Raw genomic sequence first — 22065 nt, forward strand, 5'->3', positions numbered from 1 at the left:
GGTGATGCGGCGGAAGACGACACGGGAGGTGTCGTACGAAGGGGGAGCGGAGGGCCGCAAGGTGGGGAATTGTTTCAGCAGCTGGGTGAGGAGCTCACGTGCCTCGAGCCGGGCGAGCAGGACGCGTCGAACCGTACGCGGTCACTGTCCCGGTCGGAGAGGAACGACGCGAGAGCGCTGCCCTCCTCGGCCACGGCGGCCCGGTCGGCCCGGGAGAAGCGGCGCAGTGGGGTGACCACCACGGCGCCGTCCTCGAATCCCCAGACCGCGGCTGCCCGCCCGTCGACCAGCACCACCCGGGCGCCGGTGACCGACAGACCGCGGTGCGCGTCGTCGATGACGCGCCCGCGGTCGTGGTAACCGAGGATCGCGTTGTCGAACGCGGGCAGGAACCGCACCGGGGCCGGCGTCGCGGCGTCGGGGCGCGGCAGGCCGGGCAGGTCCAGCAACTCCCGGCCCCGCTCGTCGCGGAACGACACCATTTCCCCGCGCATCGCGGCGACCGCGGCCGGCAGCCCGGCCAGGCCGGACCATGCGCGCAGATCGGCCGTGGCCGCGGGGCCGTACGCCGTCAGATAACGCCGTACCAGCGCCCGGCCCACCGGGTCCGAGCCGTCCGCGGGGAGCGGGTCGACGTCACGGCCAAGCCACGAGGTGACCAGGGCGTTGCGCACCCCGCCCTTCGTCCGCCACAGCCCGCGCGGAGGCAGCTGCACCACCGGGATCAGAGCGGCGAGCAGCATCTCTCCCAGCGCGCGCGGCCCAGGCTCCGGCCAGCGCCCGGCGAGCTCCCGCGCCAGGACACCCATCGAACGCGGCTCCTCGTCGGACATCAACTCCCTTCCTGCCGACTCCAGTTCATTGAGATCAACCCCGGTGAGCTCACGGCGGTAGACGCCGAGGACCCGCTGGCGCAGCATGGCCTCGTGCCGGGAGCGCCAGGCCAGCAGGTCGTCGGCCGTGACGAGATGCACCGTCCGGCGCATCAGATGGGCCCGCACCACCCGCCGCCCCGTCAGCAGACCCGACAGCTCCGACGCCTCGAACCCCCGCAGCCGCGACCAGAGCCCGACGAACGGTTCCTGCGGTTCCTGCGCCTGCAGACCCCCGAGGTGTGCCACGGCGTCGAACGCCGGGACATCGGCGCGGTCGAGCAACAACTGCCGGGCGAGCGTCGCACGGTTGAGCGCCCGGACGTCCAGCACGGTCACTGGACGACCTCGCAGCGCGCCGACGCCTGATGCGTCACGATGACACCGCTCCTTTCGACTTCCTTCGATTCCGTACAAGAGATCCGTACAAGAGTCAGGCCGCGCGAAGGGGGGAGCCGGACCCGACGAGGGAGCGGCCCCGGCCCGCCCGTCATCCGTCAACTCGACGTCCGCCCGTCCAGCGTCTCGCGCAGGATGTCCGCGTGCCCGGCGTGCTGGGACGTCTCCGCGATGAGGTGCGTCAGCACCCGGCGCACGCTGCGTACCGCTCCCGGCTCGTTCCACGGCGCCTCGGGCAGCGGGTGCGCCGCCGACAGATCGGGCACGGAGGCGATGATCTCCTCACTCCGGGCGGCGACCCGCTCGTAGCGCGTGACGATCCCGGCCAGGGTTTCGCCGGGCAGCATCCGGAAGGCGTCGCGGTGGTCGATCGCCCACTGCGGGATCTCGCGGGCGGTACCGGCCGCGAGGTCGGCCCAGGTGACACCGTCGGGCAGGTCGTGGCGCATCGCCGAGGGTCCCTCGAGAACGAAACGCATCCAACCCTCCTCGATGGACGCGACGTGTTTGACCAGCCCGCCCAGGCACAGCGCGCCGACCGTGGGCCGCTCACCCGCCTGCTCGTCGCTCAGCCCGCGCGTCGTGGTGGTCAGGGCGGAGCGGGCGGACGCGAGTGAGGCGAGCAGATCGGCCCGCTCCTCGTCGGTGGCGGACCGGGGAGTGCTCATGGTCGTGGCGGCGGTGCCGGCGTCGGCCGCGGTGGTGGTGCCCGTCGTGATGGTGCTCATGGTGGGTAAGCCTTCCGGGTCGTGCTTGTCGTCGTGCGGTACGGGACCACCGTGACAGCCGTAGAGGTCAGGATGTGTCCTCCACTCGAGGCACCATGGACGCCATGCCGAAGACATCAGCGCGACTGCTGGCACTGCTCTCCCTGCTCCAGGCGCGCCGGGACTGGCCGGGGGCGCTGCTGGCCGAGCGGCTGAACGTCAGCCCACGCACGGTGCGCCGTGACGTCGACCGGCTGCGCGAGCTCGGCTACCCCATCGTGGCCGTCAAGGGCCCCGACGGCGGCTACCGGCTCGGCGCCGGTACGGACCTCCCGCCGCTGCTGTTCGACGACGAGCAGGCCGTCGCCCTCGCGGTCGCGCTCCGGATCGCCGCCACCACCGGCGTCGGCATCGAGGAGGCCGCGGTACGCGCGTTGAACACCGTCCGCCAGGTGATGCCGGCCCGGCTGCGCCATCGCGTCGACACCCTCCAGGTCACCGCCGTCGAACGGCCGGGAGCCCGCCCTGGCCCTCAGGTCGACAGCGGTGTGCTCATGACGCTCAGCGACGCGGTCCACGCCCGTGAGGTACTGCGCTTCGACTACACCCCGGCCTTCCCGCCCGAAACCGTGGCACAGGACCCGGCGGGGCCCCCGCCCCGCCGGACGGAGCCGCACCACCTGGTCACCCGGGGCGGACGCTGGTACCTCGTCGCCTGGGACCTGGACCGCGAGGACTGGCGCACCTTCCGGGCGGACCGGATCACCCCACGCACCCCGACGGGCCCTCGCTTCACCCCACGCGAACTGCCCGGAGGCGAGGTGTCCCGCTTCGTCGCCGCCAGGTTCCGGGGCTCCGACGGCTCGGGGGAGTGGCCCTGCCGCGGTGAGGTGATCCTCGATCTGCCCGCCGCCGAGGTGTCCCGCTACGCCCGGGACGGAGTCGTCGAGGAACTCGGCCCGGACCGTTGCCGGCTCACCCTGGGCGCGTGGTCATGGCCGGGTCTCGCCGCCACCGTCGGCCTCTTCGACGCCGGCATCGAGGTCGTCGGCCCGCCCGAACTCAAGGCGGCCTTCGCCCACTTGGGCCGCCGATACACAACCGCCGCCGCGACTGCCGCCCCCGCGACCCCCGCACCGCACGGCGGACCCACCACCCCCCGAAATCCGATGGACAACCCTCCGGTATTCGGTGAACGTTGACAGCATGGAGCAGCGGGACATCTGGGACGCCGACGCCGCACAACGCTACGACACGCCCGGGACCGGCATGTTCGCGCCCGAGATCCTGGGACCGGCCGTGGACCGGCTCGCCCGGCTCGCCGGGGGCGGAGCGGCGCTCGAGTTCGCCATCGGGACCGGCAGGGTGGCGGTGCCCCTCGCCGAGCGAGGTGTTCCCGTCACCGGCATCGAACTGTCGAGCCCGATGCTGGAGCGACTGCGCACCAAGGTGGACGAGGCGACGGTACCGGTGGTCATCGGTGACATGGCGACCACCGTCGCGCCGGGGGAGTACCACCTCGTCTACCTCGTCTACAACACGATCGCCAACCTGCTCACCCAGGCCGATCAGGTCGAGTGCTTCCGCAACGCGGCCCGGCACCTCGTCCCCGGCGGCCGGTTCGTGATCGAACTCTGGGTACCGGAGCTGCGCAGGCTCCCACCGGGCCAGGCGGCCACGGTCATGCGGTCCGAACCCGGCTACATCCTCCTGGACACCTACGACGTGCTGCACCAGCAGGTGGTGTCGCACCACTTCCGGTTCGACGGGACCCGGACGGCGCGGCTGGACCGCACCCCGCACCGCTACATCTGGCCGGCCGAACTCGACCTCATGGCTCAGCTGGCCGGCTTCGACCTGGAGACCAGGCACGCGGACTGGACCGGCGCCCCCTTCACGGCCGAGTCGCGCTCCCACGTCTCGGTCTACCGCATGCGGCCCGTGCCCGTGTACCCGGCCGAGCCCCCGACCGCGCCCGGGAGATAGTCCCGCGCGGCGACATCACGGTGGAACGGCCGGAGCCGCCGCCGAACGGCGGCCTCGTCCGCCTGCGGTCCCCCGTTCGCAGAGATACGGCGGGAAGCGGCCGGGACGACCACGAGGGCCAGGACGTGCTGGACCGGCGATACGTGGCCGTCATGGCCAAGCCGTTCGTCTCCGACCGCCATGGCGATCGCCCTCAACGCCGTGCGCGCCCACGGTGGTTACGGCTGCTCGACCCAGTTCGGCGTCGAACGCCACTTCCGCGACGCCCCCTGGAATTCGCCGATCATGGGGGAGGGAGCCAACGAGATCCGGCGCAATGTGATCGCCGGCCGGCCCGTCGAGCGCGGCGGTTTCGACGCCTGGGAGTGCGAGCGGCCGGACCGGCGCCGGTCCGGCCGCGGAGGAGCCGGCCCGGCGACTGGTCCGGTCGGTGTCAGACCCCGACGCCGAAGTCGGCGGCGATTCCGGCGAGCCCGGAGGCGTACCCCTGGCCGACGGCGCGGAACTTCCACTCGGCGCCGTTGCGGTAGAGCTCGCCGAAGACCATGGCGGTCTCGGTGGAGGCGTCCTCGGAGAGGTCGTAGCGGGCGATCTCCTGGTTGTTCGCCTGGTTGACGACCCGGATGAAGGCGTTGCGGACCTGGCCGAAGCTCTGGCCGCGGTTCTCCGCGTCATGGATCGAGACCGGGAAGACGATCTTGTCGACGTCGGCGGGCACACCGGCGAGGTTCACCTTGACGGACTCGTCGTCGCCCTCGCCCTCACCGGTGAGGTTGTCCCCGGTGTGCTCCACCGAACCGTCCGGGCTCTTCAGGTTGTTGTAGAAGACGAAGTGCTGGTCGGACGGCACCCTGCCGGAGGTGTTGAGCAGCAGGGCGGAGGCGTCGAGGTCGTAGTCGGTGCCGGTGGTGGTGCGTACGTCCCAGCCGAGGCCGATCACGACCGCGGTCAGGCCCGGGGCCTCCTTGCTGAGAGAGACGTTGCCGCCCTTGGAAAGGGAAACTCCCACTTCGTACTCCTTCTCGGTCGTTCTCGGTGGTTGTTGAACGTTTGCGATGCTCAGGACGTTCCAGGCCGGGTGCTCAGTTGCGTGAGTTGCCGAAGAGGACGCGGTAGGCGATGAGCAGGACGAGCGCGCCCACGATCGCCGAGCCCCAGGTGGCGGCGTCGAAGAACTCCCGCTGCACCGGCCGGTCCAGGAACTGCGACGACAGCCAGCCGCCCAGGAAGGCCCCCGCGACGCCGATGACCGTCGTACCGATGAGCCCGCCCGGGTCGCGCCCGGGCAGGATGGCCTTGGCCACCGCCCCTGCGAGCAGTCCCAGCACCAGCCATGCGATGACGCCCATGACGCCCCTCCCAGTCGTGTCGCCGTGCCGCGCCCGCTGTGCCGACGGTGCGGCGCAGCGGGCGTCCGTGCAGGGCAAGCCTAACCTCTACAATTCTGTAGAAGCTGAGGGGTGGGGGTGCCGTACGACGAGAAGTCCCGGAAGGCACCCGCCGGTGCCCATGGCCACGGCGGACGAGGTGGGGCGGGCCGAGTGCAGGCCGAGTGCAGGGCGTGCCCGGCCCGCTCCTGCGCGGTCAGCCTTCGTCCTCCGCCTCTTCCTCTTCGCCTTCGAAGAAGTCCCCGACCTCGTCGACGACTTCGGCCGCGACCATACCGCCGACGACCCCCACGGCCAGTCCGGCCGCGCCCGCCGCGACGACCGTCCCCATGCCGGGGCCGGAGCGCTGCCCGTCATGGTGGTGCTCGTCGTACCCGTGATGACCGGTGTACCCGTGATCGCCGTGCGTGCCGTACGAGGCCCGGTGCTCCACGAGCCGGCCCAGCCACTCGTCGACGATCGCGTTCCAGTCCTGGTGCTCGACACCGTCGTGGGAGACCGTGAACCGGTTCACCGCGTCGTGGCCGGAGGAGAGGAGCCCGCCGCGCTTGTCCGCCTCCAGCACGACCTCCATGCCGCCGGGACCGGCGAGGAACGTCACCTCGATCTCGGTGATCCGGTGGGCGTACCGCGCCCCCGGGGTCAGCTCGATCTCCTGGTAGAAGGGCAGCTGCTGGCCGGTTCCGCCGATACGGCCGTACTCGAGATCGGCGGACCGGAAGGCGAACCCGAGCCCGCCGAACGCCTCGAGGATCGCTTCCTGCGCCGGCAGCGGCCCGACGTTCAGCCGGTCCAGGTCGCCCTTGTCCTTGGCGCCCGCCACGGCGAGCTCGGTCCGCACGCCCAGGACGATGCCCAGACCCTGACCGTGGAGCTCGGTGACGGGGGTCTCCCAGGGCAGCACCACGGTGAACGGAACGCTCAGCGGTTCGCCGGCGCCGAGCCGGAAGCCGCCGCCCACGGTGAACCGTTCGAAGGCGATGACGCCCTCGCTCTCCCCCTCCTCGTACTCGGCCTCGATTCGGGCCACCAGCTCCAGCGTGATGTGCTCGATGTCGAAGTCGGCGTCACCGCCCTTGAGGTGGACCTGTCCGGTCAGTGCGGCTCCGGGCCGGGCCGCACCGGGGTCGAGGACCGTGTCGACCGTGGGGCCGCCCACGCCGAGCGAGCCGAGCAGTCGTTTGAACACCATCGCGGCGTCCACTCCTTCACGTGCGAGTGTTCCGTAAGAGCAGTGCCGCACATCCCCGCGGACGCACGGCACAGGCCTTCTACAGGCATGTAGAAGCATAGATCGGCGATGTCAGGGCAAGCGTGCACTCGGTGTCGACCCGGCGGGAATGGCCGAAAGTGGGCGCCCGCGCCGTCGGCGGGCACGGGACCTCCCGCACCGCCACCGCACACGATCGCGAGGGTCACCCGTCCACGGGTTCGGGTTTACCCGGACGTCGGCCGCGGCTACGGTTTCACAGATCGTTGCTCTCGTGTCACTTACGCAACTTCCGTAAGAGGTGTTCTGCTCTGTCTGGGTTCCCGAAGGAAGGAATCGTGAACGAAACGCTGCCTTCGCGCAGCCCCGGGGAGACGGACGGGCCGTCGCCGAGACCGAACCAGGAGAAGACCCGCACCGGTACCGCACCGGACGACGACAGGGCCGGTGGGGAGACCCGGTCGGCGAAGCCGCGGGACGCGCTCTTCGACAACGCCAAGTACCTGGCCATCGTGCTGGTGGCGGTCGGCCACGCGTGGGAACCACTGCGCAGCGAGAGCCGCACCGTCACGGCCCTCTACACACTGGTCTACGCCTTCCACATGCCGGCGTTCATCATCATCTCCGGCTACTTCTCGCGCAGCTTCGACTGGAGCCCGGGGAAGATCAAGCGCCTGATCACCGGCGTCGCCGTGCCGTACGTCGTCTTCGAGGTGGCGTACACCCTCTTCACCCGGTGGAGCGACAGTGAACCGGACCGCCCGATCAGCCTGCTGGACCCCCTGTACCTGACGTGGTTCCTGGCCGCTCTGTTCATCTGGCGGCTGACCACCCCGATCTGGCGGGCCCTGCGGTGGCCGTTGCCCATCGCGCTGGCCATCGCGGCACTGGCCACCCTCGCCCCGTCCATCGGCAAGGACCTCGACCTCCACCGCACCCTGCAGTTCCTGCCGTACTTCGTGCTCGGTCTCTCACTGAAGAAGAAGCACTTCGAGAGGGTGCGCCGTCGGGAGGTGCGCATCCTGGCCGTGCCGGTGTTCGCGGGCGCGCTGATCGTGGCCCACTGGGCCGTGACACGGATGAACTACGCCTGGTTCTTCCACAAGTCCAGTGCCGAGGATCTCGCGGCGCCCGCCTGGTACGGGCCGGTCATGACACTGGCGGTCTTCGGCTGTTCGACGGTCCTCGTCGCCGCCTTCGTGGCCCTCGTCCCGCGCCGCCGTACGTGGTTCACCGCGCTGGGCGCCGGCACGCTGTACGGGTACCTGCTGCACGGCTTCTTCATCCAGGCCGCCGGCCACTGGAACTGGTCCCACAACGACTGGTTCCACACCCCGCTCGGCAAGATCGCCGTCACCGTGATCGCGGCGGTGGTCGTGACCGCCCTGTGCACCGCACCGGTGCGGCGGATCTTCCGCGCCGCGTTCGAGCCGAGGATGGACTGGGCCTTCCGACGGCAGGCGCAGGCACCGGCGCAGGCACAGGCGCCTGCGTCGGTAGCGGCGTCGAAATAGGCGCGGGTACCGACACCTGCCCCGCATGAGTCCCGCCAACGCCCGAGGGGCGTACGAACCCCGCTTTCGCGGGTTCGTACGCCCCTCCCGGGTACTCCGCTGATGACCGCGGGATCGAACTGGGCCGTCAGAAGACGACGACCGGCTTGATCGTCGGCCCGTCGGCCCGTCGGCCCGTCGGCCCGTCGGCCCGTCGGCCCGTCGGCCCGTCGGCCCGTCGGCCCGTCGGCCTGTCGGCCGAGTCGGCGAAGGCCTCGTTGATCGCTCCGACCTCATAGGTCTTCACGAGCTCGTCGAGAGGCCGTAGACCCCGATGACCGTGGGAACGCAGAAGGCGGAGCAGGGCGGACAGCCTGGCCCGTCCGCCCTGCTCCGCCCACCTGTTGTGTCCGACTGCCCGCCCTGCCTGCCCGCCCGGTCGGGTCCGCCCGGCGCACCGCCGTCAGAGTGCGGGATGTGAGCTGATGTCCGTTTCGGGGTTGGGTCTGGGTGAGGAGCCCTGGTCGGCGGGGCGAGTGGACGGTCAGGGACGGGGCTGAGCGAACAGGCCGGGCTCGGGTTCGGTGAGAATGCCCCGTGTGACCAGGCGTTTCAGCTTGGACCGGATGCCTTCGGTGTTCTTCGGGACGATGGGCAGGTCGAGGGCCTGGCAGAGGTCGCGGGCTCGCAGCGGCTTTCCGGTGTCGGCGAAGGCGGTGAGGATCTGCTGGTAGGCCGGGTGGTCCGGGACGTCGGGTCGGGCCGGTTCGTCGGCGGGGGCCGGTGCGGGGATGTCGAGGAGGGTCTTGCGGGTGATGCGCAAGTTCTCGCTCTCCGCGTCGAGTTCGCCCAGCCGGGCGGTGAGGTCCTCAATGCGGGAGCGAATCTCTCCAGCCTGCTCGCCGAGTTCGGCCTCACGGGCCTCGACGTACTCCAGGACGGCCCTGATCTGCGGGTTGTCGCTCACGCTGTCCTCCGGGAGGCGAGGGTGGATCCGGTGAGGCGGCGGGCCATGACGGAGGTCATCGCCCAGAACACCCGGGAGCGGGAGCTGGCGGGCCGGTGCTCGTAGTCGCGCACGAGACGGCGGTAGAACATCAAGATCCCGTTGGTCTGCTCGATGATCCACCGCTTGGCCTGCGGGACGAAGCCGGTGTCGGCCGGGTTGCGCTCGACTATCTCCACGTCGATGCCGTACCGCTTGCCGTGATCGACCACGGTCTTCTTGAACCCCTGGTCGACCAGGGCTTTTTCGACCCTGTCGGTCTGTGCGGCCACGCCGTCCAGCAAGGCGGTGCCCGCGGCGTTGTCGTGCGCGGACGCCGGCAGCACGACGGCCTCGACGACCAGGCCCAAAGTGTCCACGGCCAGGCATCTCTTCCTGCCCGGCACCCGTTTCGCGGCATCCCTGCCGGTCGTGGTGGCCGGCACCCCGACGGAGACGTGGATGCTCTGGGTGTCCATGACGATCAGGCTCGGGTCGGCTAATCGCTTCTTCTTCTCCCGCAGATGCCACCGCAGCAGGTCGTGCACGGTCTGGTCGGTGCCGTCGTCGCGCCAGAGGTAGAAGTAGTACTTCACCGCGCCGGGCGGAGGCATGTCGTGGGGCAGGAACTCCCACTGGCAGCCGGTGCGGTTCTGGTACAGGATCGCGTTCACGATCTCCCGCATCGCGTATTTGCCCTGGTGACCGCTGACCGAGGGGTGCTGGGCCTTCCATGCCGTGATCACCGGCTCGGCCAACGCCCACTGCTCGTCGGTGAGATCACTCGGATACGGCTTGCGCATGTCCATGCCGCAACCCAAGCGAACCTCGAACGTCCGACCGGCAGCGATGCCCCAACGTCACACCATCGAGCGATGACAAGCCGGACGGAAGGTCACATCCCGCACTCTCATACCGCCTGCCGGGACCTCGGCTGCGAGCCGGTGACGCGTGTGCGGCGGGCACGGGCGCGCAGCACGGTCTTGAGCACCTCGCCGGTCCACAGGATCGTCGAGCCGACGGCAGCGCACACCAGCCACTGACCGGGGGTGAGGTCGATGGTGGTGAAGAAGCCGTGCAGCGCGTCGGTCTCGACGATGACGACGAGCAGGGCGATCACGGCCGCCGTGGCGACGAACGCGGAGGTGTTCTGCAGCGTTTCACGGCTGAACACGCTGCGGGTGTCGTGCCGCACGTTGAGCAGGTTGAAGACCTGGAAGAACACGAAGGTGACGAAGGCCATCGTGCCCGCGACGGTCGCCTCTCCCAGTTCCGCCTCCGGGCCCGGAGCCCAGACCAGCACCGCCAGCGTGCCTGCCGCCATCACCGCGCTCGCCAGCAGGATCCGGGTGAGACGCTGCCTGCTGAGGATGTGTTCGCCGGCGGCACGCGGCGGGCGCTTCATCGCGTCCGGGTCGACCGGGTCGACGCCCAGGGACATGGCCGGCGGGCCGTCCATGACCAGGTTGACGAACAGGATCTGCAGAGCGGTGAACGGCGCCCCGCCGGCCAGACCGGTCAGTGAGGCGATGAGGAAGGTGGCCACGAAACCCAGGGCGGTGGAGACCTGGAACCGGGTGAACTTCACGATGTTGCCGTAGATGCCACGGCCTTCACGGACCGCGGACACGATGGTGGCGAAGTTGTCGTCGGTCAGCACCATCGTGCCGGCCTCCTTGGTGACCTCCGTCCCGGTGACACCCATCGCCACCCCGATGTCGGCCTTGCGCAGCGCGGGGGCGTCGTTGACACCGTCACCGGTCATCGCGACGACATCCCCGCGGTCCTGCAGCGCCCGGACGATACGGATCTTGTGCTCGGGGGACACGCGGGCGACGACGCCCACCTCGTCCAGCCGGTCGGCCAGGGCGGTGTCGTCGTCGATACGGTCCAGCTCGGTGCCCGTCACGGCGGCTCCGGGGATACCGAGCTCACGGGCGATGGCGCCGGCGGTCACCGCGTGGTCACCGGTGATCATGCGGACCCGGATTCCGGCGTCGATGCACTCGGCGATCGCCGTGCGCGCCTCCGGACGGGGCGGATCGACGATGCCCACCATGGCCGTCAGCACGATCCGGTCGAGGAGATCCTTGGGGTCCTCGGGAACTTCGAAGCCGTCGGCGGGGAAGTCCTCCGTGCCCAGCGCCATCACCCGCATGCCCTGCTCGGCCAGCGAGGCGTTGCCCTCCTCGAAGCGACGGCGGGCCGCGTCGTCGAACGGCACGGTTCCCTCATCGCCGGCGAGGCGGTCCGCGCGGTCCGCGAGGACGTCGGGGGCGCCCTTGACGAAGCACCGGATCACCGCGCGCCCGGAGTCGTCCGTCCAGTCGTGGAAGGTGGCCATGAACTTGTAGTCGGAGTCGAAGGGGATCTCCAGCCGCCGCGGCCGTTCCTGCCGCAGCCCGGTCACATCGATGCCGCCCTTCTCGGCCAGGACGACCAGGGCGCCCTCGGTCGGGTCACCCACGACCTCACCGTCGCGGATCACGGCATCGGTGCACAGGGCCGCAGCGGTCAGCGCGTGGTCCAGGATCTGCGGCAGAGGCTGTCCGTCGGTGGTGCGGATCCGCCCCTCGGAGGAGTAGCCCTCGCCGGAGAGCGTGAGCCGGCGGCCGGCCAGCAGCATCTCCCGCGCCGTCATCTGGTTCAGCGTCAGCGTGCCGGTCTTGTCCGTGCAGATCTGGGTGGTGCTGCCGAGAGTCTCGACCGACGCCAGCTTCTTGACGATCGCCCCCTTCTTGGCCATCCGGCCCGTGCCCATCGCGAGGGTGAACGCGACCACCGCGGGCAGACCCTCGGGGATGGCCGCCACCGCCAGTGACACGGCACTGATGAACAGGTCGTCGAAGTCCTGCCCGCGCACCAGGCCCAGGACGAACACCAGGGCGATGACCAGCCCGGCGATCAGGGCGAGAGTACGGCTGAGCGTGTCGATCTGACGCTGCAGCGGCGTCGGCCCGGGCTTGGCCGAGTGCAGCATGTCGGCGATGCGGCCGGTCTCGGTGCTCATACCGGTGGCGGTGACCGTGACCTCGCCACGGCCGCGCGTGACGGCGGTGTTCATGAACACCGCCGTCACCCGGTCGGCCAGCGGGGCGTCCACCGCGACCTCGGCATCCGCGTCCTTGGAGACGGCCTGTGCCTCACCGGTCAGGACGGACTCCTGCACCTCCAGGGAAGCCGACGTCAGCAGCCGTCCGTCCGCGGGCACCCGGTCGCCCGGTGCCAGGGTGACCACGTCCCCGGGGACCAGTTCACTGGCGGCCAGTTCCCTCAGGCGGCCGTCGCGGCGGACCGTGGCATGAGTGACCGTCATCTCCCGCAGGGCGTCCAGTGCCGCCTCGGCGCGGGACTCCTGCACAAACCCGATCGTCGCGTTGAGCAGCACCACCACCGCGATCGCGATCGGGGTCTCCCACTCCTGGGACACCACCAGGCTGACCACTGCGGCCACCAACAGAATGATGATCAGCAGATCCTGGAACTGCCGGAGGAAGGCCCGCCACCGGGGCTCACGCGGAGCCTCGTCCAACTGGTTCGGCCCGTGCTCCGCCAGCCGCCGGGCGGCTTCGTCCGACGAAAGCCCCGCACCGGGGTCGACGTCGAGCCGGCCCGTCGCGTCAGCTGCGGGCAGCGCATGCCAGGGCGGTGGTGCGGCGGAATCATCGGAAGGCAACATTGCTCCATTCTGCACGCGGTGACGTGACCGGGCATGCGCGTGCAGGAGGAATCCGGAGGCCGGCCCGAGGACAGGGAAGTTGCCCGGCCCGGCCCCCGACCGGCCCGTCCGGTGTGTTCGTTCCCCGTACCGGACGACGAAGCGGAGCCGGTCGCCGAAGCCACCGCCACGCTGCGCCGCCCGCGCCACTCGGCAGCCTCACCCACTCCACGGACCGGGAGAACACCCCGGCCATGCCCTGGATCAGAGGCGTGTGCGGGAATCGGGCCGGTTCCAGGGCCGGAGTTCGTCCGGGCCGAGAGTGACCCACACCCGTACGACGTGACGGCCGGAGACGTCGAGGCCGATGACGGTGGCGACCTCCCCGCAGTGGCGCACCACGAGGCCGATCCGTCCGTCGACGGCGTGGGCGTGCACGACGGTTCGCGGACGCGGAGCCGGCAGGGCCGGCAGACTGCGAACGACCCGCCGGTCGCCGTGCACCGGATCACCCGGAGCACGGACCTCGCCGCCGTCGAGGAACACCGTGGCACCGGACGTCAGCAACGACGTCAGAAGTGGGTGGTGCCGGGCAGCCCGAGGCATTCGCGCGCAAGCCGCGCGGGGTCCTCGACCACGCCGGCTGACGTCCCGTCGGCCCGGCTCAGGGGGTGCCCAGGTACGTAGTGGCCTCGACCTCGTTGAGGTGGATGAGGATGTCGTGCGCCTCACCGAGGGCGATCTTGTACTCCACGGGGTCGGGCCATCCGGCGCCGATGCTGTAGGTGACGCGCGGCTGATCCAGCCAGTCGCGCACGGAACGGGGCGCGGTGCGTATGTCGAGGATGTAGTCGCGTGGGCGGGCCCGGTCCAGGGTGTGTTCGTTGGATCCCGGCCGCGCGGCACCGACGCGGTAGGTTCGCATCATGTTGTCGTCGGTACCGAACGCTTTGAAGGCGCCCTTGTAGAAACTGAAACCGATGCTGACGTATCGCTTGCCGAACGCGTCGCGGAGGAAAGCCCCTTGCGTCTTGGGGTACCGCACGTCGAACGAGTCGTACGACACATGCGTGTTGTGCGCCGACACCAGGATCCGGTCGCCGGTGTGCCGGCGCCACCAGGCCACGTTCTCGGCCATCACCCCGTCACGGAATTTCATCATCTTTGCGATCTGGGCGTCGTCGGTGATGTCGAAGGCGTAGCCCTCGGCCATCTGATGGATGGCCCTGGCGTGCTGCACGGCCCACAGGTGGTCCTGTTCGTCGGCACCACGGCCCGGAGGCTGCTTCCGCAGCAGTTCGAGGACCTTGCCGCTCCGCTCCGCCCGCTCCTTGCGCTCGGACAGCGGCAGTTCGAGGTACTCCTGGCTGTAGGTGCCGGCGTCGGTGGTCGGCGGCAGTCCGCGGTAGAGCCCGGCGACGCGTTCCCGCAGCCGCGGGTGACGGCGGGTCACATGGTCGGTCACCCGCTCGTACAGCTCCGGCCCGGCGTAGCCCATGTCGTTGCCGGTGAAATACACGGGGTCGTGCGGGTGCCGGCGGTTGTGGTCGCGCATCCACTCGATGAGATCGAGGTAGTCCTGGTTGTGCCAGGCGCGGTACGAACCCCGGAACTCCTCACGCGCGATGTCTTCCAGGCTGCCCTCGCCGTTCACCACATAGTCGTTGATCCGCACACCACTGCTCCAGGGCAGCTCGAGAGAGATGGCCCGGAAGCCCTTCTCCTCGACCAGGTAACGGAAAAGCCGGTGTTTCATGCGGAAGAAGTCCCGCGACCCATGGGTGGCCTCGCCCAGACCCACCACGTCGGCCCCCTCGACCATGCGGCCCAGCGCGTCGAGGTCCCGCAGGCCGCCTTCGGGCTCGACGCTGCGGAGCGTGTGCGCGCTGCGCTCGATGGCCTGGACCACCGTCTCTCCGCGCTGCCCGGGCCCGGTGGCCTGCGGCACCGAAACCGAAGCCCCTGTCTTTGTCACCTCCTCCCCGACGGCCGGGGTGGCCACGGCGACGGCACCGAGGGAGAGAAGGACCGAGGGAATGATTACTGCGCGGCGTCGTGTCATGCCCCTAGATTTCCGTGCGCGCAGTGGGCCTCACCAGCCCACATGCTGCCCACCTCAAAGTAGCGCAGGCACCACCACCGGGCACCCCGGCCGGCCCGGCGATCCGCCGCGCCCCGAACCCCGCACCGTCGTACGAGCGCTCCGGCACAGGGCTGAAGGTCTCCCTCCACCCGGCGCGGTCCGTCCGCAGCGCCCCGCCCGCCGGGCGCCCGCTTCCTTCGCACCGGCGGCCCCACGGGATCGACGGCTGCTCGCCCGAGAAACCCGCCTGCGCAGCGGCTGTCACCGCACGCCGTGCGGAGAGCGGTGTGCGTGCGGAAGGCGGGAGGGTGGGTCACGATGTTCTCGGACGCGTGACATCGTCACCACGCCCAGCGTGCGAAGAGAGGTGGGACACGGTGGCCCGGGACGACGGCCGGTGGCGCCCGGAGTTTCCGCGCCCCGGCGAGGAGAAGCACCTGGACCGCGTCACTGAGCAGAGGGACCACCTGGTCAGAGCGCAGCAGCGCATGCGGGGCCTGCTGAGCGCGGTTCTCTCCATCAGCCGGGAACTCGAGCTGCCCGTGGTGCTGCGGCGGATCGTGAGTACCGCGATGGAACTCGTCGACGCCCGCTACGGGGCTCTCGGCGTGCTGAACGACGACGGTACGGCCCTGGAGGAGTTCATCCCCCTGGGCCTGAGCGCCGAGGAGTACGAGGACCTGGCCGGATCCGAATTCCCGCACGGCCGGGGCCTGCTGGGACATCTGATCCACCATCCCGAGCCGCTGCGCGTGAAGGACCTGCCGCGCCACCCGGAATCCGTCGGCTTTCCCCCGGGGCACCCGCCGATGCGTACCCTGCTCGGGGTGGCGATCAGTGTGCGCGGCCGGATCTACGGCAACCTCTATCTGTGCGACCGGCGTGACGGCAAGCCGTTCGACGGCCAGGACGAGGACGTGGTGACGGCGCTGGCCGGTGCGGCGGGCATCGCCATCGAGAACGCTCGCCTCTTCGACCGGACCCGTGCTTCCGCGGAGTACTTCCAACGGATGCTGCTGCCGACACTGCCCGACCTCGCGCCCTTCGCCGCGGCCGCCGTCTACCGGCCCGCCACCGCCCCCGGCCACCGCCTGGGAGGCGACTGGTACGACGCACTGCGGCTCTCGGACGGCAGCTGCGCGGCCATCATCGGGGACGTGCTCGGCCACGACCTGGCTGCCGCCGCGGCCATGGCGCAGATCCGCAACATGCTGCGCGCCCTGCTCTACGACCGTCGCACCCCGCCCAGTCTGGTCCTGAACCACCTCGACCACATCCTGCACGCCATCACCGAAGTCCCGGTCACCACCGCCTGCCTCGCCCGCGTCGAAGCAGAGGGGAACGGCTGGCGCCTGCACTGGTCGACCGCCGGTCATCTCCCGCCCCTGGTCATCACTGCCGACGGGCGCACCCGCTACCTGGATGCCGAACCCGGCCTGCCCCTCGGTGTGGACGACGCGCTGCCGCGCCCCGACCACATCCACCGGCTGTCGGCCGGCGACACGGTCCTGATGTTCACCGACGGCCTGGTCGAACACCCTCAGCGGTCCCTGGACGAAGGCCTGGCCGCGCTCGCCGCCATCGCCTCGGCCCACAGCGGGCTGCCGCTCGACGCGCTCTGCCGGGTCCTGGCCGACCGGCACCCGAGCGACGGACACGACGACCTCGCTGTCCTCGCGCTGCGCCCGCCGCCCACGCGTTGACGCCGCGCAGGACATCGAGCAGGCGCAGGGGAGCGGCGGTCTCCGCAGGGGCGCACGCCAGGCCCGTACGGCCCAGATCTCCAGGGGACGGGGTGGGATGCCGACCGCCTCGGTGTACGGGAGGCGGGCCGGCGGTGGACTCCGTGACGGCGTGGCTCGGCGGCCGAACCCGGCCCGCCTGGCGGAGGTGGCGGCGCGGGAGGCGGCCCAGGCGACGGAACGGCCGGTGAAGGTCCAGGTCAGGGAGGCGTTCTTGGTGGAGCTGGTGTATGACTTCCCGCCGAGGTGACGGGAGGAGGACCGGGTGCTCCAGGCGCCGGACTTCTTGGCGGATCTCTCCTGGAGGATGACCGGGGTGCCGGTGACCGAGGCGGTGGCGGTGTTGCCGGCCCGGTCGTAGGCCTTCAGCGACCATGTGGCAGCCGCTCTCCTCCCGGAGAGGCGACTCCGAAAGAGCTCAGTCTCCGCGCCAGGCTTGTGGGGGCGATGTCCGGGCATACGGGCTTCACCCTTTGGAGAGGAGCCTGTTCATGCTTGGCGCAGTGGCTGCGGTGCTGTTCTTCCTCGCGTTTTTGATCAACGCGGCGGACATCGGTACCAACGATGTGTTCTCTTCGGTGAATGTGATGTTGCTGGGGCTGACCGCCCTGGCTCTGCATGTGGCGGGAATCGGTGCCGGCTGGACTTCCAGGAGCCGGCGCTGACCCGGATCCCACGCCCGCTGCCCCGGTGACGGGGTGCTCGGGGCCGAGCCGTCCCCCTGAGCACCCCGTCACCGGGGCAGCTGTTCTTCTTCACACCAAGCTCAACCATCCTTGGAGGAGGATTGGTTACGCCCCTCCGCCTGATGCCGCAGACCAGTGGTGAATCGTCCGTCGGATGGTCTTGCGCAGCCGACCGCGCCGCGCGAACCTGCCGCACCTCAGGGCTGTCCCGTAATCCCTGGCGGGCGCGCGACGCCGGCTACGGCACCTCGCCGCGTTGTCGGAACGTCCACATACATCCAGTATGCGGACGCCCCTCCGTCTTGCGACGCACCGCATCCGACGCCGCGCGCTGGTCCACCACGGATCACGGGACAGCCCTTCGGCTCGACCTGGCGCGGCTCGATACCCGGACCGGGCGTGGTGCGCACGTCCTTGGTCATCACCGGCCCGTCCACCTGGCAGGACCCAGTCGCGGGCGTAACAGCGGCAACCTGTTCCCATAGCCGGCGCAGCGCTTTCTCCGCCGCCGGTTCCACGCGCTCCGCGAGGAGCTCATGCGGGGCTACGGCGCCTATCGTGCCGTGCCGAAGTTCTGGGTCCAGTAGTCATCGGGCTGCGCGAGACCGACACCGATCTCCTTGAACGCGCAGTTGAGTATGTTCTCCTTGTGGCCGGGGCTGGCCATCCAGCCGGCCATCACCTGCTCGGGAGTGGAGTAGCCGTAGGCGACGTTCTCGCCGTAGGTGCTCCAGCTGTAGCCGGCACGTGTGATGCGGTCGTCGGGCGAGGATCCGTCCGAGCCGGTGTGCGACATGTTGCCGCTCGCCGCCATGTCCTCGCTGTGCTTCTGCGCGGCCTCGGTCAGAGTGGTGTTCACCTCCACCGGGGAGCAACCAGCCTTGCCGCGCTCGGCGTTGACGATTTCCACGACCCTGGCGACGGCTCCGGAAGCCTCGGGGGCGCCCGTCGCGGCGGGACTCGAGGCACTGGGGGTGGGCTCGGGGCCGGCCGTAGTGGGCTTCGGCGCCGCGGTGGTGGGTTCTGGAGCGGCCGTGGTGGGCTTCGGGGCCGTGGTGGCGGGCTTGGAGGCGGATGCCGGGGCGGCCGTCTTCTTCGGCTTGTGCGACGGCTTGTGCGACGGCTTGGCGTTGCTGTGCTTCGGCGTCCCGGTCTTCGAAGGGCCGGCCGTGGCGGTCGGTGTGCTCGACGGTGCCGCTGCGGGCTCGTTGTACGGACGGTTGTTCCGCTGGTGGTGCCGGTCGGTGTCGTCCCACCTGTCCGCGACCGCGGTCGCGGCGGCGGCGTCCTGGTGCTGCCGTTGTCCGTTGCCGGGCCAGTCGGCACAGGCCATGGCGACCGAGGGTATGCCTATGGCGCTCATGGCGACCGCCGTGACGACCGTCCGCCGGTACCGCTTCTGATGACGATGCTTTCCCATGTGACCTCACCCCTGCTGTCCGGAGGCTCGTCATTCTTGGGACGGCCCGGCACCGGGCGCAAAGGGCCTTCGCACTACTGCGCTTCGTAGGTCTGCGGGGCCCTTGCGGCGATCGGGAGAGCGTGCCGACCTGCTGGCGGCGGACCTCCGGGACGCCTGCCGCTTCGTCAGAACCCCTCGCCCGGCGGAGGAACCGCGGCGCTCGGTTCCCCAGCCGATCACCCCCCGCCTCGGCCCGCCTCACGGTCATGGCAAGACCGACAAATCCTTTATGTCGCCGGAGCGGGTTCTACTAAGCGGGCCGGATAGATCGGGACGTGGCGTGACAGATGTCACGGAATCATGCATTCCGGAATGGGGTCGGAGGCCGAGGGGCGCGCTCGCGGGCCGCAGGGCGGAGTCGCCGGTCCTCACCGGGCGCGATCCATGGACACCTGTAGGTCGGGGAACTGATCACGCGGGCAGTGCCCGGCGCCCTCGGTCGTCTCGAGGCGACCGAGGCCGGAGGGCAGGGCGTCGACGATCGCCGAACCCTCGGCGTACGGGTCGGCCCGGTCGGGGGTGAACGTACCCACCACGACCAGGACGGATCACCGCGCAGGAGCAGCCGCACGACGACTGCATCGCGGTTGGCCACTGCACCGGCCGCGCTGCGTGCCGAGCAGCCGCGGGGTGCTGAAGCTCGCCCTCGGGGCGGTATCCGTCGAACGGCCGCGCACGCCGGTCATGGCTGAGGTGGGCTCCTGTCCCCGTCCGCTAGGCGCCGCGGGCCGGACGGCGGCGTCTGGGCTTCCCGTGGCAGCGACGCCCTGGGCGCAGTGCCGCCATCGCCGGATCGGGCCGGTGGCGAGTCAGGCGGAGGCGTCCGCCCCCGGGGCGTCGTCATGCGCCGAACGGGCTGTGCTTCCGCGGGGGCGGGCTGCCGTGACGGCCTCACGGATCCACCACACGGCGATGTGAAGGGCCAGGGCACCGATCAGACCTGCACCCGCGCCTTTGGCCGCGTCGGACAGTATTCCTTCGATCACGACGTTCAGGGGCAGCCCGGTTGTCGCCGCCTCCGGGCCGGTGAGCCGCCACCAGACATGGGTGACGGCACCGGCGGCCGTGAGCAGAGCCATCGCGAGGAGGGTGCGGTGCCGCGTCGCGTTCCCGGGTCCGGTGCGGCCCTTGCCGCCGAGGAGGCGGGCTCGTCCGCGCCACACGTACACCGCGACGGCGGCCAGGCCGCCGATCGTGCTCGCGTGCTGCAGCGTCCGCTCCCAGGTGAGGCTGCCCACCGCAGTGGAGGTGAGCCAGGGCGTATGGGCGACCATGAAGCCGGCGTGGTGGGTGAAGGAGTCCCAGACCAGGTGCGTGGCGATGCCGATCAGGACGGACAGGGCGATCCATCCGGCTCGCCGTACCGGCGTGCCGGCCGTCCGGGGTCGCGACGGGACGGCGGCCGGCGGCAGCAGGGTCGCCAACGGGCGACGGCCGGCTCGTGCCAGGCCCCACAGCGTGAGGGCGTACGGCAGGGTGACGGTGGCAGCGCCGAGGGCGGTGTGCGTGGTCGTGGCGTTGACGAAGGGCTCGTACCAGGACTGCGCGTTGACGGGCAGCCCCGTGGTGGCGACGAAGTAGGGCATGTCCGGTGCGACGGCCCCGGCGACCAGTGCGGCCCGGCTGAAGGGCCGCCGCATCAACGGCAGTACGGCCGCGGGGTGGGACAGGGTGAAGGGCATGGTTGTCCTCTCGCACGGACCCGATAGTCCGTCGAACGGAATGCTACGTCAAACGGACTGTCGGGCGGTGAGGGACGCCGCTGCCCGGCCGGACGCTCGGCGGAGGGCACGAGGCCGTTCAGAGGAGGGCGCGTCCGGTCCGCCCCGGACGACCGGCCAGACGAGCGATCACCGCGATGGCCGGCACCATGACCGCCAGGAACACGACAGCAGTCGCCTCACCCCACGCTGTCGTGTAGGCATGGGCGAGCAGTGGCGGGGACGCCATGGCCATCGCTCCCAGCTCACGGCCGCCCCGTGATCCGCTGTGCCAGGCCAGTACGACACCGGCCGCGGCGAGGACCAGCAGAGGCCAGCACCCGTAATCGGTGCTGACCCACGGCACCGCGTGCGCGTCGATGGCGGCCCGTGGTACGACCACGAGCGCGATCACGGCACCGGCCGGACCCGCCTGCCCCGCCGACGTTTTCTCCAGGCGCCGGTCCGGCGGGCATGCGAGTACCACGGCCGCCGTCAGGACCATCGCGGCCGGGGTGACGACCGGGTCACCGAACGCCGGCCCGCTGACCACCGCGGCCACCGCGAAGGAGAGCAGCCCGGCCACCGTGCAGGGCACCCCCGTACGCCACCGGCCGGCCAGCGCCGACGCCGCACCCGCGAACACGATCAGCGACGAGACGAGCAGCACACCCCACGTCCCCTGCAGGTCGGTGCGGAGCTGCACCCACAACGGGGTGGGTGAGGCGACCAGCCCGGCGTACCAGCGCAGAAGGTACAGGCCGCAAGCGGCGGCGGAGGCGGCCAGGGCGAAGGGATACGCCTGCGCGAGAACCCGCGCGACACGAGTGGCCGACCCCAGCCCCATACGCATCCGCACCGCGTGCGCCGCCAGGCCCGCACCTTCTCGCAGTCGCGAACTCAGCGGCTCGCCCGCGGTCATTTCGCGATAGGTCGCAGCGAGCTCCCCGCCATGGGCCCGCCGGTAGGCGGCGGGATACAGCCGCAGCACACGCTCGATCATGTGGCAGCCGCTGACGGCCGTGTGACGGACAGGCGGCGGGCGGCCTCCCGCGCCGTCACGGCCAGCCGCTCGGCCTCCGCCGCCAGCCGCTCCCGCCCCGACGACGACAAGGTGAAGATCCGCCGGGCCCGGCCGTCGACGACCTCCTCGCGCTCGACGTCGATGAGGCCCTCGGCCAGCAGGCGGTCCAGGGCCCCGTAAAGAGCACCCGTACGCAGCACGACACGGCCACCGGTCATCGCCTTGACCTCCTGCGAGATGGCATATCCGTGCCGGGGCGCGTCCGCGAGGGCTGTCAGCACCAGCAACGTGGGCTCCTGCATCGCACGCTCACTCATCCCACGATGATAGTCACTCCGCCGGACTGTCTCGACGCGGTCGACCACGCCACCGCCACCCGGCACGCCGGCGTCCCGGCCGAGGCGTTCGACGGATGATGTGCCCGCCATGGCCGATCCCGCCGTTCCTCGGGATGCTCGTGGTCGTGCCGGCCCTGGTGGTCGGGGCCGCCGTGTTTTCCATCGTCCACGCGGTTTCCGGGGCGCTGCTCACCGACCTGTTCCCGGCAGGGCAGCGCCGCACAGGCGTGGTGCTGCCCTGCAACCCCGCCGACGCACTCACTGCCTTCCCGCAGTTCCGGGTGAGGCACATCCCGCCCGGAACGGCAGGTGACTGTTCGTATGACGTTTAC

Annotated in this window: 21 protein-coding genes and 2 pseudogenes; 6 read left to right on the forward strand and 17 right to left on the reverse strand. The window is 70.7% G+C overall.

Features of this window, described 5'->3' with window-relative positions:
* Window positions 1–74 precede the first annotated feature (74 nt).
* Together V4Y04_RS36480 and V4Y04_RS36485 are read right to left on the reverse strand one after the other, a co-directional pair.
* Entirely contained in the window at window positions 75–1211 is a 1137-nt protein-coding gene (locus tag V4Y04_RS36480; RefSeq protein WP_332432549.1) for a winged helix DNA-binding domain-containing protein, read from the reverse strand.
* Between the two features lie 158 nt (window positions 1212–1369).
* Window positions 1370–1939, reverse strand: a complete 570-nt coding sequence (locus tag V4Y04_RS36485; protein ID WP_332433140.1) for a DinB family protein — start codon at window positions 1937–1939, stop codon at window positions 1370–1372.
* 164 nt (window positions 1940–2103) lie between these two features.
* Here V4Y04_RS36485 and V4Y04_RS36490 point away from each other — a divergent pair, with 164 nt between their 5' ends.
* From V4Y04_RS36490 to V4Y04_RS36500, 3 genes and pseudogenes are all read left to right on the forward strand, one after another.
* On the forward strand, window positions 2104–3180 hold the full coding sequence (locus V4Y04_RS36490) for a helix-turn-helix transcriptional regulator (RefSeq protein WP_332432550.1): 1077 nt from the start codon (window positions 2104–2106) through the stop codon (window positions 3178–3180).
* A 4-nt stretch (window positions 3181–3184) separates the two neighbouring features.
* Window positions 3185–3964, forward strand: coding sequence for a class I SAM-dependent DNA methyltransferase (locus V4Y04_RS36495; RefSeq protein ID WP_332432551.1), 780 nt, complete (start codon window positions 3185–3187; stop codon window positions 3962–3964).
* A gap of 84 nt (window positions 3965–4048) precedes the next feature.
* Window positions 4049–4282 (forward strand): annotated as a pseudogene (locus tag V4Y04_RS36500) (acyl-CoA dehydrogenase family protein); the annotation flags it as partial.
* 115 nt (window positions 4283–4397) lie between these two features.
* Here V4Y04_RS36500 and V4Y04_RS36505 read toward each other — a convergent pair.
* The 3 genes from V4Y04_RS36505 to V4Y04_RS36515 form a co-directional block, all read right to left on the reverse strand.
* The gene (locus V4Y04_RS36505; protein WP_055596828.1) at window positions 4398–4973 is read right to left on the reverse strand and encodes a TerD family protein; all 576 of its coding nucleotides are present in this window, start codon (window positions 4971–4973) and stop codon (window positions 4398–4400) included.
* 73 nt (window positions 4974–5046) lie between these two features.
* Entirely contained in the window at window positions 5047–5313 is a 267-nt protein-coding gene (locus tag V4Y04_RS36510) for a GlsB/YeaQ/YmgE family stress response membrane protein (protein ID WP_332432552.1), read from the reverse strand.
* Window positions 5314–5548: 235 nt separating this feature from the next.
* Window positions 5549–6544, reverse strand: a complete 996-nt coding sequence (locus V4Y04_RS36515; RefSeq protein ID WP_332432553.1) for a sporulation protein — start codon at window positions 6542–6544, stop codon at window positions 5549–5551.
* A gap of 356 nt (window positions 6545–6900) precedes the next feature.
* Between V4Y04_RS36515 and V4Y04_RS36520 the strand changes: the two genes are divergently transcribed.
* Complete coding sequence (locus V4Y04_RS36520) at window positions 6901–8076, forward strand: acyltransferase family protein (RefSeq protein ID WP_332432554.1); 1176 nt, start codon at window positions 6901–6903, stop codon at window positions 8074–8076.
* Window positions 8077–8203: 127 nt separating this feature from the next.
* Here the strand turns inward: V4Y04_RS36520 and V4Y04_RS36525 are convergent, their stop codons facing one another.
* The 6 genes from V4Y04_RS36525 to V4Y04_RS36550 form a co-directional block, all read right to left on the reverse strand.
* Window positions 8204–8362 (reverse strand): hypothetical protein, encoded by a 159-nt coding sequence (locus V4Y04_RS36525; RefSeq protein ID WP_332432555.1) that lies wholly within the window; start codon window positions 8360–8362, stop codon window positions 8204–8206.
* Between the two features lie 237 nt (window positions 8363–8599).
* Window positions 8600–9022: a hypothetical protein gene (locus V4Y04_RS36530; RefSeq protein ID WP_332432557.1), complete on the reverse strand. Its 423-nt coding sequence runs from the start codon at window positions 9020–9022 to the stop codon at window positions 8600–8602.
* Window positions 9019–9849 carry an IS5 family transposase gene (locus tag V4Y04_RS36535; protein ID WP_332431122.1) on the reverse strand — a complete coding sequence of 277 codons (831 nt, stop codon included), beginning with the start codon at window positions 9847–9849 and terminating at the stop codon, window positions 9019–9021. Before V4Y04_RS36535 ends, V4Y04_RS36530 begins: the two co-directional genes overlap by 4 nt.
* A gap of 101 nt (window positions 9850–9950) precedes the next feature.
* Window positions 9951–12719 (reverse strand): cation-translocating P-type ATPase, encoded by a 2769-nt coding sequence (locus V4Y04_RS36540; protein ID WP_332432558.1) that lies wholly within the window; start codon window positions 12717–12719, stop codon window positions 9951–9953.
* Between the two features lie 243 nt (window positions 12720–12962).
* A complete protein-coding gene (locus V4Y04_RS36545) occupies window positions 12963–13265 on the reverse strand; it encodes a hypothetical protein (RefSeq protein WP_332432559.1) in 303 nt (100 codons plus the stop codon).
* Between the two features lie 97 nt (window positions 13266–13362).
* Window positions 13363–14760, reverse strand: coding sequence for an erythromycin esterase family protein (locus V4Y04_RS36550; RefSeq protein WP_332432561.1), 1398 nt, complete (start codon window positions 14758–14760; stop codon window positions 13363–13365).
* Window positions 14761–15269: 509 nt separating this feature from the next.
* Here V4Y04_RS36550 and V4Y04_RS36555 point away from each other — a divergent pair.
* Window positions 15270–16484 (forward strand): PP2C family protein-serine/threonine phosphatase, encoded by a 1215-nt coding sequence (locus V4Y04_RS36555; RefSeq protein ID WP_332433141.1) that lies wholly within the window; start codon window positions 15270–15272, stop codon window positions 16482–16484.
* A 177-nt stretch (window positions 16485–16661) separates the two neighbouring features.
* Here V4Y04_RS36555 and V4Y04_RS36560 read toward each other — a convergent pair.
* Window positions 16662–16892, reverse strand: a pseudogene (locus V4Y04_RS36560) (N-acetylmuramoyl-L-alanine amidase); the annotation flags it as partial.
* A 122-nt stretch (window positions 16893–17014) separates the two neighbouring features.
* Between V4Y04_RS36560 and V4Y04_RS36565 the strand changes: the two are divergent.
* Window positions 17015–17188, forward strand: a complete 174-nt coding sequence (locus V4Y04_RS36565) for a hypothetical protein (protein ID WP_332432562.1) — start codon at window positions 17015–17017, stop codon at window positions 17186–17188.
* A gap of 574 nt (window positions 17189–17762) precedes the next feature.
* Here V4Y04_RS36565 and V4Y04_RS36570 read toward each other — a convergent pair.
* The 5 genes from V4Y04_RS36570 to V4Y04_RS36590 all read right to left on the reverse strand — a co-directional run bounded on the left by V4Y04_RS36570 (window position 17763) and on the right by V4Y04_RS36590 (window position 21712).
* Window positions 17763–18629: a CAP domain-containing protein gene (locus V4Y04_RS36570; RefSeq protein WP_332432563.1), complete on the reverse strand. Its 867-nt coding sequence runs from the start codon at window positions 18627–18629 to the stop codon at window positions 17763–17765.
* 410 nt (window positions 18630–19039) lie between these two features.
* Window positions 19040–19207 (reverse strand): hypothetical protein, encoded by a 168-nt coding sequence (locus V4Y04_RS36575; protein WP_443080150.1) that lies wholly within the window; start codon window positions 19205–19207, stop codon window positions 19040–19042.
* Between the two features lie 273 nt (window positions 19208–19480).
* Window positions 19481–20353 (reverse strand): DUF4184 family protein, encoded by an 873-nt coding sequence (locus V4Y04_RS36580; protein ID WP_332432564.1) that lies wholly within the window; start codon window positions 20351–20353, stop codon window positions 19481–19483.
* A gap of 118 nt (window positions 20354–20471) precedes the next feature.
* Window positions 20472–21374: a hypothetical protein gene (locus V4Y04_RS36585; RefSeq protein ID WP_332432565.1), complete on the reverse strand. Its 903-nt coding sequence runs from the start codon at window positions 21372–21374 to the stop codon at window positions 20472–20474.
* Entirely contained in the window at window positions 21371–21712 is a 342-nt protein-coding gene (locus V4Y04_RS36590; RefSeq protein WP_332432566.1) for a PadR family transcriptional regulator, read from the reverse strand. Before V4Y04_RS36590 ends, V4Y04_RS36585 begins: the two co-directional genes overlap by 4 nt.
* Window positions 21713–22065: the final 353 nt, after the last annotated feature.

Origin of the sequence: Streptomyces sp. P9-A2 (assembly GCF_036634175.1) — a bacterium.
Lineage (GTDB): Bacteria > Actinomycetota > Actinomycetes > Streptomycetales > Streptomycetaceae > Streptomyces > Streptomyces pratens.